Annotated in this window: 12 protein-coding genes; 4 read left to right on the plus strand and 8 right to left on the minus strand. The window is 58.0% G+C overall.

Annotation, left to right across the window (positions count from 1 at the left end; genetic code table 11):
* The first annotated feature begins 87 nt into the window (after positions 1-87).
* Genes paaX through HMPREF3178_RS11490 form a run of 3 tightly spaced genes read left to right on the plus strand, consistent with a single transcriptional unit; the run spans position 88 to position 2,037 of the window.
* A complete protein-coding gene (gene paaX / locus HMPREF3178_RS11480; RefSeq protein ID WP_024274100.1) occupies positions 88-1,014 on the plus strand; it encodes a phenylacetic acid degradation operon negative regulatory protein PaaX in 927 nt (308 codons plus the stop codon).
* Positions 1,015-1,023: 9 nt separating this feature from the next.
* Complete coding sequence (gene paaY, locus HMPREF3178_RS11485; protein ID WP_004101697.1) at positions 1,024-1,620, plus strand: phenylacetic acid degradation protein PaaY; 597 nt, start codon at positions 1,024-1,026, stop codon at positions 1,618-1,620.
* 9 nt (positions 1,621-1,629) lie between these two features.
* The gene (locus HMPREF3178_RS11490) at positions 1,630-2,037 is read left to right on the plus strand and encodes a GFA family protein (protein WP_017145982.1); all 408 of its coding nucleotides are present in this window, start codon (positions 1,630-1,632) and stop codon (positions 2,035-2,037) included.
* Between the two features lie 37 nt (positions 2,038-2,074).
* Here the strand turns inward: HMPREF3178_RS11490 and azoR are convergent, their stop codons facing one another.
* Positions 2,075-2,680: an FMN-dependent NADH-azoreductase gene (azoR, locus tag HMPREF3178_RS11495; protein WP_004101701.1), complete on the minus strand. Its 606-nt coding sequence runs from the start codon at positions 2,678-2,680 to the stop codon at positions 2,075-2,077.
* A gap of 204 nt (positions 2,681-2,884) precedes the next feature.
* Between azoR and hrpA the strand changes: the two genes are divergently transcribed.
* Positions 2,885-6,787, plus strand: a complete 3,903-nt coding sequence (gene hrpA / locus HMPREF3178_RS11500; protein WP_017145981.1) for an ATP-dependent RNA helicase HrpA — start codon at positions 2,885-2,887, stop codon at positions 6,785-6,787.
* A gap of 48 nt (positions 6,788-6,835) precedes the next feature.
* Here hrpA and HMPREF3178_RS11505 read toward each other — a convergent pair whose 3' ends face one another.
* From HMPREF3178_RS11505 to HMPREF3178_RS11540, 7 genes are all read right to left on the minus strand, one after another.
* Positions 6,836-7,495 (minus strand): O-methyltransferase, encoded by a 660-nt coding sequence (locus HMPREF3178_RS11505; protein WP_004101705.1) that lies wholly within the window; start codon positions 7,493-7,495, stop codon positions 6,836-6,838.
* 15 nt (positions 7,496-7,510) lie between these two features.
* Entirely contained in the window at positions 7,511-8,890 is a 1,380-nt protein-coding gene (locus HMPREF3178_RS11510; protein WP_017145980.1) for an efflux transporter outer membrane subunit, read from the minus strand.
* Positions 8,887-9,972, minus strand: a complete 1,086-nt coding sequence (locus HMPREF3178_RS11515) for an HlyD family secretion protein (protein ID WP_017145979.1) — start codon at positions 9,970-9,972, stop codon at positions 8,887-8,889. The genes HMPREF3178_RS11510 and HMPREF3178_RS11515 overlap by 4 nt, the downstream gene beginning before the upstream one ends.
* Before the next feature lie 21 nt (positions 9,973-9,993).
* Positions 9,994-11,646 carry an MFS transporter gene (locus HMPREF3178_RS11520; RefSeq protein WP_017145978.1) on the minus strand — a complete coding sequence of 551 codons (1,653 nt, stop codon included), beginning with the start codon at positions 11,644-11,646 and terminating at the stop codon, positions 9,994-9,996.
* Positions 11,646-12,077 (minus strand): MarR family winged helix-turn-helix transcriptional regulator, encoded by a 432-nt coding sequence (locus HMPREF3178_RS11525; protein ID WP_004101713.1) that lies wholly within the window; start codon positions 12,075-12,077, stop codon positions 11,646-11,648. The genes HMPREF3178_RS11520 and HMPREF3178_RS11525 overlap by 1 nt, the downstream gene beginning before the upstream one ends.
* A gap of 177 nt (positions 12,078-12,254) precedes the next feature.
* Positions 12,255-13,529, minus strand: a complete 1,275-nt coding sequence (locus HMPREF3178_RS11530) for a Glu/Leu/Phe/Val family dehydrogenase (protein ID WP_004101715.1) — start codon at positions 13,527-13,529, stop codon at positions 12,255-12,257.
* A 368-nt stretch (positions 13,530-13,897) separates the two neighbouring features.
* A complete protein-coding gene (locus HMPREF3178_RS11540; protein ID WP_017145977.1) occupies positions 13,898-15,223 on the minus strand; it encodes an MFS transporter in 1,326 nt (441 codons plus the stop codon).
* Positions 15,224-15,326: the final 103 nt, after the last annotated feature.

Consider the following 15,326-nt stretch of genomic DNA (forward strand, 5'->3'; position numbering starts at 1 on the left):
GTAGCCCGGACAGGTGCGCCAGCACCGCCTCCGGGATTTCCTGTGCTATGATTCAAAAAGGACAAAAATAACAACAGAATGAATCAGATGAGTAAACTCGATACCTTTATTCAACAGGCCACGGAAACGATGCCCATCAGTGGAACCTCGCTTATTGCTTCTTTATACGGCGACGCCTTGCTCCAACGCGGTGGGGAGGTCTGGCTCGGCAGCGTAGCGGCGCTGCTGGAAGGGCTGGGCTTCGGCGAACGATTCGTGCGTACTGCGCTGTTCCGCCTGAATAAAGAAGAGTGGCTCGACGTGGTGCGCATTGGCCGCCGAAGCTTCTACCGTCTCAGCGACAAAGGCCTGCGCTTGACTCGCCGCGCCGAACATAAAATCTATCGCGCCAGCGCCCCGGAATGGGACGGCACCTGGCTACTGCTACTGTCGGAAGGGCTTGAGAAGAGCACGCTGGCGGAGGTCAAAAAACAGCTGCTATGGCAGGGATTTGGCGCGCTGGCGCCGAGCCTGCTGGCTTCACCGTCGCAAAAGCTGGCGGATGTGCAATCTCTGCTGCACGACGCGGGCGTGGCGGAAAATGTCATCTGCTTCGAAGCCCACTCCCCGCTGGCGCTCTCCCGGGCGGCGCTGCGCGCCCGCGTTGAAGAGTGCTGGCATCTCACCGAACAGAACGCGATGTATGAGACGTTTATCAATTTGTTTCGTCCTCTGCTGCCGCTGCTTCGCGACTGCGAGCCCGCAGAACTGACGCCCGAACGCTGCTTTCACATTCAACTACTGCTGATTCACTTCTACCGCCGGGTGGTGCTTAAGGATCCGCTGCTGCCCGAAGAACTGCTCCCTGCACACTGGGCCGGGCAAACCGCGCGCCAGCTGTGCATCAATATTTATCAACGCGTTGCGCCCGGCGCGCTGGCCTTCGTCGGCGAGAAGGGCGAAAGCTCGGTGGGGGAACTTCCCGCGCCGGGGCCGCTCTATTTCCAGCGTTTCGGCGGACTGTCGGGCGTATAAGGAGGCACCATGCCCATTTATCAGATTGACGGTATGACGCCGGTTGTACCGGACGAAAGCTATGTTCATCCCACCGCCGTGCTGATTGGCGACGTGATCCTCGGCAAAGGGGTCTACGTCGGGCCTAACGCCAGCCTGCGCGGCGATTTTGGCCGTATCGTGGTGAAAGATGGCGCTAACATCCAGGACAATTGCGTGATGCACGGTTTTCCCGGCCAGGATACGGTCGTGGAGGAGGAGGGACATATCGGCCACGGCGCGATTCTGCACGGCTGTACCATCGGCCGCAACGCGCTGGTGGGCATGAGCGCGGTGATTATTGACGGTGCCAGGATTGGGGAGAATAGCATTGTCGGCGCCTCAGCCTTTGTGAAAGCCAACGCCGAAATGCCCGCCAACCATCTGATTGTCGGCAGTCCGGCCAAAGCCATCCGCGCGTTAAGCGAACAGGAGCTGGCCTGGAAAAAGCAGGGAACGCGGGAGTATCAGATGCTGGTGGAGCGCTGCAAGCAGACGCTGCATCAGGTGGAACCGCTCAAAGAAGCAGAGCCGGACAGAAAGCGTCTCGTCTTTGACGAGAATTTACGGCCAAAGTCATCGTCCTGAGGGGAAAATATGGCAGAAAAATTATCCGCTCAATGCCACTGCGGCGCGGTGGCGTTTACCGTTGAACTCAGCGATGGCTTCAACACCGCTCGACGCTGCAACTGTTCATTTTGCCGGATGCGGGGAGCGGTTACGGTCTCCGCGCCGCTTTCAGGAATCAATATCTTACGCGGGCGGGAGAAGCTCACGGAGTATCGCTTTAACACCGGTGAAGCCGTGCACTTTTTCTGCTCGGTATGCGGGATTTACACTTTTCATCAGCGGCGTTCAAATCCGCAGCAGTACGGGATGAATGTGGCCTGCATTGCAGGCGTGTCGCCCTTCGATTTTCCCTGCGTGGAGGTCAACGATGGCGTGAATCATCCGAAAGATGGCGGCGGGGGCGTGGTGGGGTATTTGCGCTACGAGAAAAAGTGAAACTCTCCTCCCGCCGGGAAGCAGGAGGAGGCAAATCTTATGCGGCAACGACGCTGTCGATAGCGGCTTTCGCATCAGACTGCGCTTTCGCGGCGACTTCCGGACCGTAAGCGATGCCTTCAGCAAAGACGAAGTTCACGTCGGTGATGCCGATAAAACCGAGGAAAGTAGAGAGATACGGGGTCACCAGATCGGTCGGGGTATCTTTATGGATACCGCCGCGGCTGGTGACGACCACCGCACGTTTTCCTTTTACCAGACCTTCTGGCCCTTTCTCGGTATAGCGGAAGGTGACGCCAGCGCGAGCCACCAGGTCGAAGTAGTTTTTCAGCTGAGTCGGAATGTTGAAGTTGTACATCGGCGCCGCAATAACAATCACATCGTTCGCCTGCAGTTCAGCGATCAGTTCGTCGGACAGCGCCAGCGCTTCCTGCTGACGCGGCGTCAGCGGCGCATCGCTCGGACGCAGGGCGCCAACCAGCTCGCCGTCCAGTACCGGGATCGGATTTGCAGCCAGGTCGCGCACGGTAATAACGTCTTGCGCGTGTTTTTCACGCCATTGTTCAACAAAATAGTCGGACAGCTGACCAGATTGCGAGTACCCTGCCAGAATACTGGATTTGAGAACTAATACTTTGCTCATGGGTGTTTCCTTTTTTAATGTGATTGACGGGCCTGTGCCCTGGTGCTTGATGACACTGTATTCACAATCATGTCACAGAGAAAGCGCAATAAATCGAACTCTGTATTCAGTTTTTTTGAACAAGGCACGAAATGCGCGGATGTGGTACTCTAGCGCAATATTTCATAAGAGATTTTTCCCGGCAGTGCACTGCCCGATAACGCTATGACAGAACAACAAAAATTCACCTTCTCACAGCTCCTTACGCAGCTGGATGGCCTGATGCTGCGCGATAAGTCGCGCTTTGCCCGTCGCCTGCACGGCGTGAAGAAGGTTAAAAATCCTGATGCCCAACAGGCCATTCTGCAGGAGATGGCGCAAGAAATTGAACAGGCGGCAGGGAGAGTCCTGCTGCGCGAAGCCGCGCGGCCAGCGATTTCCTATCCGGATAACCTGCCGGTTAGCCAGAAAAAACAAGCGATCCTCGAAGCCGTGCGCGATCACCAGGTGGTGATTGTGGCGGGGGAAACCGGGTCGGGGAAAACCACCCAGTTGCCGAAAATTTGCATGGAGCTGGGACGCGGCGTTAAAGGCTTAATCGGCCATACCCAGCCGCGTCGTCTGGCCGCGCGTACCGTTGCCAACCGTATTGCCGAGGAGCTGCAAACGGAACCAGGCGGCTGCATCGGTTACAAAGTTCGCTTCAGCGATCACGTCAGCGACAATACGATGGTTAAGCTGATGACCGACGGTATTCTGCTGGCGGAAATCCAGCAGGATCGGCTACTGATGCAGTACGACACCATCATCATCGATGAAGCGCACGAACGCAGCCTGAATATCGACTTCCTGCTCGGCTATTTGCGGGAACTGCTGCCGCGTCGCCCGGATCTGAAAATCATCATTACCTCAGCGACCATCGACCCGGAACGCTTCTCGCGCCACTTTAACAACGCGCCGATTATCGAAGTGTCCGGACGAACCTTCCCGGTTGAGGTGCGCTATCGGCCCATCGTTGAGGACGCCGATGACACCGAACGCGATCAACTGCAGGCGATCTTTGACGCCGTTGACGAGCTGGGACGTGAAAGCGCTGGCGATATCCTCATTTTTATGAGCGGCGAGCGGGAAATTCGCGATACCGCCGATGCGCTTAACAAGCTGAATCTGCGCCACACCGAGGTGCTGCCGCTGTATGCGCGGCTCTCCAATAGCGAGCAGAACCGCGTGTTCCAGGCCCATAGCGGGCGGCGAATTGTGCTGGCGACCAACGTCGCGGAAACCTCGCTGACCGTACCGGGCATTAAGTACGTTATCGACCCCGGTACCGCGCGCATCAGCCGCTACAGCTTCCGGACCAAAGTGCAGCGTCTGCCGATTGAGCCGGTTTCTCAGGCGTCGGCCAACCAGCGTAAAGGCCGCTGCGGCCGCGTATCTGACGGGATCTGCATTCGTCTTTATTCAGAAGACGACTTCCTGTCGCGCCCGGAATTTACCGATCCGGAGATTCTGCGCACCAACCTGGCGTCGGTTATCCTGCAAATGACCGCGCTCGGACTCGGCGATATTGCCGCTTTCCCGTTCGTTGAAGCGCCGGATAAACGCAATATTCAGGACGGCGTGCGTCTGCTGGAAGAGCTGGGGGCGATTACCACTGACGAACAGCAGACCGCCTATAAGCTGACGCCGATGGGGCGCCAGCTCAGCCAGCTGCCGGTGGACCCGCGTCTGGCGCGAATGGTGCTGGAGGCGCAAAAACACGGCTGCGTGCGCGAGGCGATGATTATCACCTCGGCGCTCTCTATTCAGGACCCGCGCGAGCGGCCAATGGATAAGCAGCAGGCTTCCGATGAGAAGCATCGCCGCTTCCACGATAAAGAGTCCGACTTCATGGCGTTCGTCAACCTGTGGAACTACCTGGGCGAGCAGCAAAAAGCGCTCTCCTCGAACCAGTTCCGCCGCCAGTGCCGGGTCAATTTTCTCAACTACCTGCGCGTGCGCGAGTGGCAGGATATCTACACTCAGCTGCGTCAGGTCGTTAAAGAACTCGGCCTGCCGGTGAATAGCGAACCGGCAGAGTATCGCGAAATTCACACCGCGCTGCTGACCGGTTTGCTGTCGCACATTGGTATGAAAGATACCGATAAGCAGGAATACACCGGCGCGCGCAACGCTCGCTTCTCTATCTTCCCCGGCTCCGGGCTGTTTAAAAAGCCGCCGAAATGGACGATGGTCGCCGAGCTAGTGGAAACCAGCCGCCTGTGGGGGCGTATCGCCGCACGCATAGAGCCGGAATGGGTCGAGCCGGTCGCTCAGCACTTGCTCAAACGTTCTTACAGCGAACCGCACTGGGAGCGCGCGCAGGGCGCGGTGATGGCGACGGAGAAGGTCACCGTTTACGGTCTGCCTATCGTCGCGGCCCGTAAGGTCAACTACAGCCAGATTGACCCGGCGCTGTGCCGCGAACTGTTTATCCGCCATGCGCTGGTGGAGGGCGACTGGCAGACCCGCCACGCCTTCTTCCGTGACAACCTGAAGCTGCGCAACGAGATTGAAGAGCTGGAGCATAAGTCGCGCCGCCGCGACATTCTTGTCGACGACGAAACGCTGTTTGAGTTCTACGACCAGCGCATCAGCCATGACGTCATCTCCGCGCGCCACTTCGATAAATGGTGGAAACAGGCCAGTCGCGAGACGCCGGATCTGCTTAACTTTGAAAAAAGTATGCTGATTAAAGAAGGCGCGGAGCAGGTCAGTAAGCTGGACTATCCGAACTTCTGGCACCAGGGCAATCTGAAGCTGCGTCTGACCTATCAGTTCGAGCCGGGCGCAGATGCCGACGGCGTGACGGTGCATATTCCGCTGCCGCTGCTCAACCAGGTGGAAGAGGCCGGGTTTGAGTGGCAGATCCCCGGTCTGCGCCGGGAGCTGATTATCGCCCTGATTAAATCGCTGCCGAAGCCGGTGCGCCGCAATTTTGTCCCGGCGCCAAACTACGCGGAAGCGTTTCTCGGCCGCGCGACGCCGCTGGAGCTGCCGCTGCTGGATTCCCTTGAGCGCGAACTGCGGCGGATGACCGGCGTGACTATTGACCGCGAGGCCTGGCAGTGGGATCAGGTGCCCGATCACCTGAAAATCACTTTCCGGGTGGTGGACGACAAAAATAAGAAGCTACAGGAAGGGCGCTCGCTGCAGGATCTGAAAGATGCCCTGAAAGGCAAGGTACAGGAGACGCTGTCCGCAGTCGCCGATGACGGTATAGAGCAGAGCGGGCTACATATCTGGAGCTTTGGCCGCCTGCCGGAGAGCTACGAGCAGAAGCGCGGCAACTATAAAGTTAAGGCCTGGCCGGCGCTGGTGGACGAACGCGACAGCGTGGCCATCAAGCTGTTTGATAATCCGCTCGAGCAGCAGCAGGAGATGTGGCGCGGCCTGCGCCGCCTGCTGCTGTTGAATATCCCATCGCCGATTAAATATCTGCATGAGAAGCTGCCGAATAAAGCCAAGCTGGGGCTCTATTTCAACCCCTACGGCAAGGTGCTGGATCTGATCGATGACTGTATCTCCTGCGGCGTCGATAAGCTGATCGATGAAGCGGGTGGCCCGGTGTGGAGCGAGGAGGGCTTTGCCGCGCTGCATGAAAAAGTGCGCGCTGAGCTCAACGAGACGGTGGTGGAGATCGCCAAACAGGTTGAGCAGATCCTGACCGCGGTGTTCAACATCAATAAACGCCTGAAAGGTCGCGTCGATATGACCATGGCGCTGGGGCTGTCGGATATTAAATCGCAGATGAGTGGGCTGGTGTATCGCGGCTTCGTCACCGGCAACGGCTTCCGCCGCCTGGGCGATACGCTGCGCTATCTGCAGGCGATTGAAAAACGGCTGGAGAAAATGGCGATCGACCCGCACCGCGACCGCGTGCAGATGCTGAAGGTGGAGAGCGTGCAGCAGGCGTGGCAGCAGTGGCTGAATAAGCTACCGCCCAATCGTCGCCAGGATGAGGACGTGCAGGAGATTCGCTGGATGATTGAAGAGCTGCGCGTCAGCCTGTTCGCCCAGCAGCTCGGCACGCCTTATCCGATTTCCGACAAGCGGGTGCTGCAGGCAATGGAGCAGATTACGGCCTGAGCCGCTGCATTCCCCGGTGGCGCAGGCTGCCGGGGAAATCTGTTGGCGTCAGGCGTTCACCCACGCGAGGGTGAACCCGTCCCAACCTTTGCTGCCCACGGTTTGCAGGGCCGTTACCGTCAGGCGCGGGTCGCTGCCCATCATCGCAATAAACTCCCTGACGCCCTGAACGCGGTCATCTGCGCTATGCGGATCGGTCACTTCGCCGTCGCGCACCACGTTATCGCCAATGATCAGCGTCCCCGGGCGAGAGTAGCGCAAAGCCCAGCGCAGATAGTTTGGGTTATTCGGCTTATCCGCATCGATAAAGATCAGATCAAACGGCGGATGGTCGCCCAGCTTCTCCAGCGTGGCCAGCGCCGGGCCTTCCCGCACCTCAACGAGCTTATCCACGCCCGCCATGCGCAGGTTCTCGCGCGCCACGGCGGCATGGTGCGCATCGGCCTCCAGGGTGACTAATTCGCCATCGGCAGGCAATTCCCGGGCCATCCAGATGGTGCTGTAGCCGCCGAGCGTGCCAATCTCGAGGATGCGTCTGGCGCCCGTCATGCGCACCAGCAGGGCCAGAAACTGCCCCTGATTGGCGGCAACATCGATGGCCGGAAGCCCGGCGCGCTGGTTATTTTCCAGAACCTGGTTGAGCAAGGGATCGTTGGGGATTAACGCTTCCACCAGATAATTATCTACTGCCGACCACTGTTGTTGCATGTCAGATTTCCCGTATTACATCCCTGATGAATCAGACCAGCCGCCTCCCAGCGACCGGTACAAATCGACTTGCGCCAGCAGCAGATTGTTTTTCACCTGCACCACGCTGAGCTGGGTGGAAAACAGCGTACGCTGGGCGTCCAGGACGTCAAGATAGGATGAGTAGCCGTTGCGATAACGGTTTTGGGCAATGCGCAGCGTCTCCCGGGCTACGTCCTCCTGGGCCTGCAGCTCCGTCAGCTGCTCCCCGTAGCGGCCAATAGCATCAAGGCTGTCATTGACCTCCTTAAACGCGCCGCGCACCGTTTTTTCGTAGCTATACAACGCCTGATTGCGCTGGGCCATCGACACGTCTACCTGGGCATTCAGCGCCTGGCGGTTGAGCAGCGGCGCCAGGATGCTGCCGCCAAGGCTCCATAAGCGTAGCGGATTATCCAGCAGGTCGGGCAGAGTGCGATCCTGCATGCTGCCGGTGGCGGTAAGGTTGATGGACGGCAGCAGCTGCGCCTGCGATGACGCCAGCGTGGCGTCGGCGGCCACCAGCTGACGCTGAGCCTGAACGATATCCGGGCGGCGATTGAGCAGGGTTGACGGCAGCTGGGACGGTAGCGACAGCGGCGTCAGCCGGGCAAAGGCGTTGCGCTTAACGGCGCCAGGATTAGCGCCGAGCAGCAGGCTGAGCGCGTTTTCCTGCTGGGCGATTTGGTGTTGCAGCGACGGAATTTGCGCCCGCGTCGAGCGCAGTTCGGAATCCGCCTGCATCAGTTCGAGGCGCGATGTATAGCCGGTCTCGAACTGACGTTTCGCCAGATTAAAGGCATCTTCCCGCGCTTTGAGCGTTTGTTGCGTTACCCGCAGCTGTTCGTCCAGCGAGAGCAGAGTGACATAGCCTGTCGCCACCGAAGAGGCGACGGTCAGGTTCGCCGCGGCGGCGGCGGCTTTTTGCGCCGCCAGACTGGCCTCCGCCGCGCTGGCGGCGCTGCGGTTAGCGCCCCAGATATCAACATCGTAGCTGGCGGTTAGCGCGCCTTTATACACCGTACTGTGGATCGGCAGACCGGTGGCGGCCGACTGCGACCGCGCACGGGTACCGGTCAGACCGGCGTCTAGTGAAGGAAAGAGGCTGCTGTCGGCGGCGTAGACCCGCGCCTGGTACTCGTTGACCCGTTCGCGGGCAATCAGCACGTCGCTGTTGTAGCGTAGCGCCTGGTCGACGTATTGATTAAGCGTACTGTCGTGAAAATTGCGCCACCACACGCCCTCGACCGGGCTGGCGGGGCCGATATCCGCGCGCCAGGCGGCGGGAATATGCAGCGTCGGCGCGGCCTGTGGGATATCAGCTGACTGGCAGCCAACCAGCGCAAGAATAACGGCGAGGGTGAGCGGACGAATCATCGCGTCTCCTCCCCGCGGGTGTCGATGGTGACCTGCACCGACATCCCCGGCCGCAGGCGCTGGCTGTTTTTCTGCCCCTCATCCACGGCGATGCGTACCGGAATGCGCTGGGCAATTTTGACGAAGTTGCCGGTGGCGTTGTCCGGCGAAATGGCGCTGAACTCAACCCCGGTGGCCGGGGAGATGCTCTGCACCGTACCGGTGAATTTCTCGCTGTTCAGCGCATCAACGGTAAAGGTTACCGGCTGCCCGACGCGGACCTCCGCCAGCTGCGTCTCTTTGAGGTTAGCGATCAGCCAGTGCTGCGGCGGTACCAGCGAGGTCAAATGCGTCCCGGCGGTCACGTAGGCGCCAAGGCGCACTGATATTTGCCCCAGCTGACCATCGGCGGGGGCGATAATGCGGGTATTCTGGAGGTCGATCTGCGCCAGTTCCAGCGCGGCCCTCGCACTGGCGACGTCGGCCAGCAGCGAATCCCGATTAACCATTGTCGATTGCAGATCCTGGCGCGACATTTCCAGCGTCGCTTTGGCCTGCTCGATATCCGCAGTCCCCTGCGCCGCGCTGGCGCGGGCGGAATCGCGTTCGCGGATCGAGAGCGAACCGTCGGCGGTCAGCTCCTGAACGCGTTTTAAATCCGCCTGGGTTTTCAGACTTTGCGCGCGGGCGTTTTGCAGCGCCGCTTCGTTACGTACGATGACCGCCTCGGCGCTTTTGCGCTGCTGCAGATTGTTCTTGAGCGCCGCCTCTTTCATCGCCAGCGTGGCTTCCGCCTGATGTACGCGCTGTTTATAGATGCGATCGTCGATCTGAAACAGCACATCGCCGGCTTTCACCTGATTAAAATCCTGAACCTTGACCTCGGTAATATAGCCGTTGACCTGCGGGCTGATAAACGTGGTTTGCCCGCGAACGTAGGCGTTATCGGTAAACTGGCTTTGCCGGGTAAACGGCGGCAGCTGCCAGGCGTAAAGAATAACCAGAACGCCGACAATACCAATTGCCGCGGCGGTAAAAATAGAGACCACGCGAATATTATTACGGGTGTTGGCCTGTTGTTTGGCCGCATCCTGCTGACTCATAATGACTCCAGAGTAAAAATTTTATTTGCTTCCCGTCGCGCGCTTTAACGCAACGCGGGCGGTAATACGTAATCTTATTAAGCGCCAGAAAACCCACACCAGCGTGGCGGCTGAAATCGCTGCCGTCAGCAGATAGGTATCATTGTAAGCGAGAATATTGGCCTGCAGCGTGGCGGCGTTTTGTAGCAGCGTGGTGGCCTGAACGTTGAGCAGGGTGCTGTCGCCAATCTGGCTTTGATACATTTGGCTGTACTGCTGCAAACGTTCAGTAATCAGCGGATTGAGGGTGGTCAACTGGTCGGCGAGCTGGCTGGAGTGAAACTTCTCCCGCCATGTCTGAAAGGTGCCGAGAATGGCCGACCCCAGCAGACCGCCGATATTCTGACTCATGCCGAACAGTACCGAGAAGCTTACCAGATTGCGCTGGTCGGCAATCACGCCGCCAATCCCTGCCAGCATTGCCGGAGCAAGGAAAAAGGCGCTGCCGAAGCCCAGCAGAAACTGGCTGAACATTAGCTGTTCCGGGCGGGTCAGGATGGTCGACTGGCTGTCGAGCAGCGAGGCAACCATGATCAGCGCCAGCGCCGTAGCGGTGGGCCAGTAGAGACGCTGCGGGTTGAGCGTCAGACAGCTGGCGACGATGCCGCAGATGATGCCGGCGAAAATCGACCACGCCAGATTGGTCATCTGTTCATTCTGCAGGCCGACGTACTGCAGCCAGCCGATGACCCCGGTATTTTGCTCCGCCAGCACGATGCGGATCAGCAGCATAATCAGCCCGAGGCGCAGAATGCTGCCGCTGGAGAGCCATTTAATATTGAGTAACGGGTTGCTGCGGTTATGTTCAAAGGCAATTGCGGAGACGATGAGCACCACCGCTCCCGCCAGCGCCCAGCCGATCCACGGCGCTTCAAACCACCAGTCCAGACGCCCCAGCGACAGCACCGCGGTAACCAGCGCCATTCCCGGCGCCAGCAGGAAGAAGGTGATAAAGTCTTTCTTCTCAAAAACTTTTTTACGATCGCTTGGGGGAAGCTTCAGGGCGATCACGCAGGCCAGCGATACCATCGCCAGCCCCAGTTCAAAGAAGTACAGTCCGCGCCACTCGTCAATTTGCAGCAGTTCGGTGGAAAACAGGCGCGCCAGCGGGATCGCCAGCGATGAGCCGGTAATACCGATAGTCAACGCTTTTAGCCGATGGCGGGCGGGCCAGGCCTGCACCTGATAGTAAATGCCTAACGAGCTCAGCGCCGCAGCGACCATCCCGTGGGCGGCGCGTACCATCAGCGCGGAGCTAAGGTCGTTGACGAACAGGTGAAAGAAGGTCACCAGCACATAGAGGACGAGAAAGCCTTCGGTGAAGGCGCGCAGGCCATACTGCTGACGGAATTTTACCAGCAGCAGGTTGATAGAGACGTTCGTCATCACGTAGACCGCCGGAAGCCAGGCTATCTCGGTGGACCAGGCGGCAAAGGTTCCCTGCAACAGTTGCAGGTTAGCGGTGACCACCGCGTTGCCCAGCGCGCCGGTCAGGCAGACCAACAGTCCAACGATCCCGTAGGCAATGCGCCTGGGCGTGCTGTGAATCGGGGTGGAAGGCGAGCCGAGGATCGCCGGTTTTTCGTGCGGAGCCCAGTCGTGGGGCACATAGGGGTTATCTTTACGGCGAGGCATTATTTTTTCTCTACCTCGCGCAGCAGTTTCTCCAGCACGCGCTGAGTCTGCTGCTGTTCGTCGGGCGTGATAGCGGTGAGGATCTCCTCACGCAGTTCATCGGCTACCGTTTTTACCTGCTGATACACCTCAAGGCCTTTAGCGGTGGCGATCAGCAGCCGTTTACGTTTGTCGCGTTCGGTTTTCACCCGCTCAACCAGACCCAAATCCACCAGCCGATTAAGCAACGGGACGAGGGTCGCGCTTTCGACGCCCAGCTCCTGGGCCAGCTCGCTTTGCGATAGCGGCTGCGCGTTGCGCGCGATAGCGGAAACGGCGACCCAGCTGGCCTGGCTCATGCCGAGGTCTTTGAGGCGACGGTTGACCGCCAGCCGCCAATGATGGGCGGTCAAATACAAAAGATGGGAGAAATTTAGCTGTCGGTTATCCATAGTTCGGTCTGCAATATCGTTAGAGCTCTAATGATTTTATGTCTGGCCAAAACGAGAATTCAAGTCCGATTGATAAAAACAGGTTAACGGTATGTGCGTTTATTGTGGTAGAAGCTTTGGAAGGGGGGAAGGAGAGTTCTGGTCTCAGCCCGGCTTTAACCGGGCTGAGAAGGGGGATTATCCCGGATAAATACCGCGATCTTTACGCGCCATCAGAATTCGCTCACAGGCCACGATATAGGCGGCAGTACGTAAAGAGCACGCTTTTTCCACCGCTTTATCGTAAACGTGAACGATCGCATCGGTCATAATGCGGTCCATTTTGGCGTTGATCTCTTCTTCGCTCCAGAAGAAGCTGGCCATATCCTGCACCCATTCAAAGTAGCTCACGGTGACGCCGCCGGCATTACAAATGACGTCCGGCACCACCACGATGCCGCGTTCGGCCAGCACGTCGTCCGCTTCCGGATAGGTCGGGCCGTTGGCGCCTTCAAGCACCAGTTTGCAGCTGAGGGTTTCCGCACGTTCGCGCGTAATCTGACCTTCCAGCGCCGCCGGGATCAGAATATCCATCGGCGTCGTCCAGAACGCTTCTTTGTCAATTTCGCGGGCGCCCGGGAAGCCGGCAATTTGCTTGTTCTCGGCCTGCCAGGCGGTCAGCGCGGCCATATCGATACCGCCTTCGTTATACAGCGTGGCGGTATGGTCCTGAATGGCCACAATGCGCGCGCCGACGCCAGCGAACAGGCGGGCCGCTTCACTGCCTACGTTACCAAACCCTTGCAGCGCGACCTTCGCGCCTTCGATTTCGATACCGCTGCGGCGGGCCACTTCGCGACCAGTGACGAAGACGCCGCGTCCCGTGGCCTTTTCGCGGCCCAGCGAACCGCCGAGATGAATCGGTTTACCGGTGACCACGCCGGTGATAGTGGTGCCGTGGTTCATCGAATAGGTGTCCATCATCCAGGCCATCACTTTACCGTTGGTGCCGACGTCCGGCGCCGGAATATCTTTTTGCGGCCCGATAATAATGCCGATCTCGCTGGTGTAGCGACGGGTCAGACGTTCCAGTTCACCTTCTGATAAAGAGAACGGATCGACGCGGATACCGCCTTTGGCGCCGCCGTAGGGAATATTGACTGCCGCACACTTGATGGTCATCCAGGCTGAGAGGGCCATGACTTCATTCAGGTCCACATCCGGATGGTAACGCACGCCGCCTTTACCCGGACCACGTGAGAGGTTGTGCTGGACGCGGTAGCCTTCGAAGTGGCGAATGGTTCCGTCGTCCATTTGTACCGGGATATCAACGATCAGCGCGCGTTTCGGATGGCGCAGCGTTTCGATCCAGTAGGCCAGATCGCCGAGGTAGGGGGCGACGCGATCGATTTGACGCAGGTAGGTGGTCCATGGAGATGTACTACTTTCAGAAGCGTAAGATAACTTTTCCATAAGAGTCCTGTTTTGCAGTAATAATTATTTTGTTAACCGTGGAAAGATACAGCCATAAAATCTGTAACGAGAATGTTATCACCAATTTAATGGGACGGTATTTGGCAAAAATGCAGAATATGCTGCCGTTATCGGTGGGGTTGAAGTTTTTGTGAATAAAAAAACGCAAAACAGCGTCGACTACGGATGAATATGCATCTTTGTGCATTAAAGCCGTAGTTTGGACCCTTTATCCCTATTTATCAGAATCTTGACTTCCTTCAAAAAGTGAACAAAACGCTATATTTGTGTGTTGACTTTGTTGCATTGCAGTGAGCATCCTTCGGCTGCTGCCGGCAGGGTGAATGGGTTGCCGGCAGCGAATCGCTTTATAACATCTCGCTCCTGGTGGCGACAGCGCCGGGAGCCTGCTTTAAGCGGCTGGCGCAGAAAATCGCGATAAGTGAAATCACCACCGTTCCCGCCAGATACCATGCGACCGGTATCCAGTCACCGTCATATTTTGCCAGCAGTCCGGTGGCGATCAGCGGAGCGGTACCCCCGGCGAGCGCGGCGCCAAGCTGGTAGCCAAGGGTGATGCCGGTGTAGCGAACGTTAGCGCTGAAGATCTCGGAGCAGAGCGTCCCCAATACCGCGGTAACCGGTGCCCACAGAATACCGAAGGCGATCACCGTGGCGAGCGCAATGCCCCACGTGCTGCGGGTATCCAACAGCAGAAACCACGGTACGATAAACAATCCAAGCAGCACCACGCTGAGCGTGTACATTTTCTGGCGTCCGATTCTGTCTGAAAGCAGTCCCATCAGCGGGATCATAACCGTAGCAACCAGCGCACCGAGGGTGACGGCTTCAAGCGCCTGGGATTTTTGATAGCTCAGCGTGGTGGTGGCATAGCTGACCACGAAAGTCGAAAAAATATAGAATGGCGCGGTTTCCACTACTTTGAGGCCCGCAGCAATTAACACTTCGCGCCAGTGATACTTGAGCGTATCGCGCAGCGGCGCCTTTGCTACCTGGCCTGACTGCTTCACCTGTTTAAATTCCGGCGTTTCATCAATATCTTTGCGGATCCACAGACCAATAAGAACCAGCACCGAGCTGAGCAGGAAAGGGATGCGCCAGCCCCAGGAGAGAAACTGCTCTTCGCTGAAAAGGGTCACTAGCGAGACGATAAAAGTGGCCATCAGCATGCCAATGGTCACGCCCGCCTGCGGAATGCTGCCGAAAAAACCTTTGCGCTTTTCCGGTGCGTATTCGTAGGCCAGCAATAGCGCACCGCCCCATTCGCCGCCGATGCCCATTCCCTGAACGATACGTAAGGTTATCAGCAGCGCTGGCGCCCATAAACCGATCATCTCATAGGTGGGAAGCAGACCGATGGCGACCGTTGCGCCGCCCATCAGGGAGAGCGTCAGGACCAGCGTTTTCTTACGCCCGATTCGGTCGCCAATATGTGCGAAGACCACCCCGCCAATCGGGCGAATGAAAAAGGTCAACGAGAACGAGAGCCAGGAGAGGATTAAACCGATGACCGGATCGACCATCGGAAAGAAAATCTTGTTGAATACCAGCGCCGCCGCCGTACCGTAAAGGAAATAATCGAACCATTCAATGGCGCTGCCGGTGAGGCTGGCAATGAGCACCTTTTTGTTTTTCTTGAGAATTGATGTGGTGCTGCTCTCGTGCAAGGTCATCTTTTAGCTACTCCCCCAGAGTCATCACAACCCGGTGACACCTGATGATTTTCAGGTGCAACCTGGCGAGCGATGAGGTTATTTAATTGTTAAGGAAGCTAGG

This window comes from Klebsiella sp. HMSC09D12, from assembly GCF_001808475.1.
Taxonomy (GTDB): Bacteria; Pseudomonadota; Gammaproteobacteria; order Enterobacterales; family Enterobacteriaceae; genus Klebsiella; species Klebsiella oxytoca.

What these genes read in the sequence shown, in the direction of transcription:
- paaX (WP_024274100.1), top strand. Translation starts at nt 88, where the DNA reads ATGAGTAAACTCGATACCTTTATTCAACAGGCCACGGAAACGATGCCC.
- paaY (WP_004101697.1), top strand. Translation starts at nt 1,024, where the DNA reads ATGCCCATTTATCAGATTGACGGTATGACGCCGGTTGTACCGGACGAA.
- HMPREF3178_RS11490 (WP_017145982.1), top strand. Translation starts at nt 1,630, where the DNA reads ATGGCAGAAAAATTATCCGCTCAATGCCACTGCGGCGCGGTGGCGTTT.
- azoR (WP_004101701.1), bottom strand. Translation starts at nt 2,680, where the DNA reads ATGAGCAAAGTATTAGTTCTCAAATCCAGTATTCTGGCAGGGTACTCG.
- hrpA (WP_017145981.1), top strand. Translation starts at nt 2,885, where the DNA reads ATGACAGAACAACAAAAATTCACCTTCTCACAGCTCCTTACGCAGCTG.
- HMPREF3178_RS11505 (WP_004101705.1), bottom strand. Translation starts at nt 7,495, where the DNA reads ATGCAACAACAGTGGTCGGCAGTAGATAATTATCTGGTGGAAGCGTTA.
- HMPREF3178_RS11510 (WP_017145980.1), bottom strand. Translation starts at nt 8,890, where the DNA reads ATGATTCGTCCGCTCACCCTCGCCGTTATTCTTGCGCTGGTTGGCTGC.
- HMPREF3178_RS11515 (WP_017145979.1), bottom strand. Translation starts at nt 9,972, where the DNA reads ATGAGTCAGCAGGATGCGGCCAAACAACAGGCCAACACCCGTAATAAT.
- HMPREF3178_RS11520 (WP_017145978.1), bottom strand. Translation starts at nt 11,646, where the DNA reads ATGCCTCGCCGTAAAGATAACCCCTATGTGCCCCACGACTGGGCTCCG.
- HMPREF3178_RS11525 (WP_004101713.1), bottom strand. Translation starts at nt 12,077, where the DNA reads ATGGATAACCGACAGCTAAATTTCTCCCATCTTTTGTATTTGACCGCC.
- HMPREF3178_RS11530 (WP_004101715.1), bottom strand. Translation starts at nt 13,529, where the DNA reads ATGGAAAAGTTATCTTACGCTTCTGAAAGTAGTACATCTCCATGGACC.
- HMPREF3178_RS11540 (WP_017145977.1), bottom strand. Translation starts at nt 15,223, where the DNA reads ATGACCTTGCACGAGAGCAGCACCACATCAATTCTCAAGAAAAACAAA.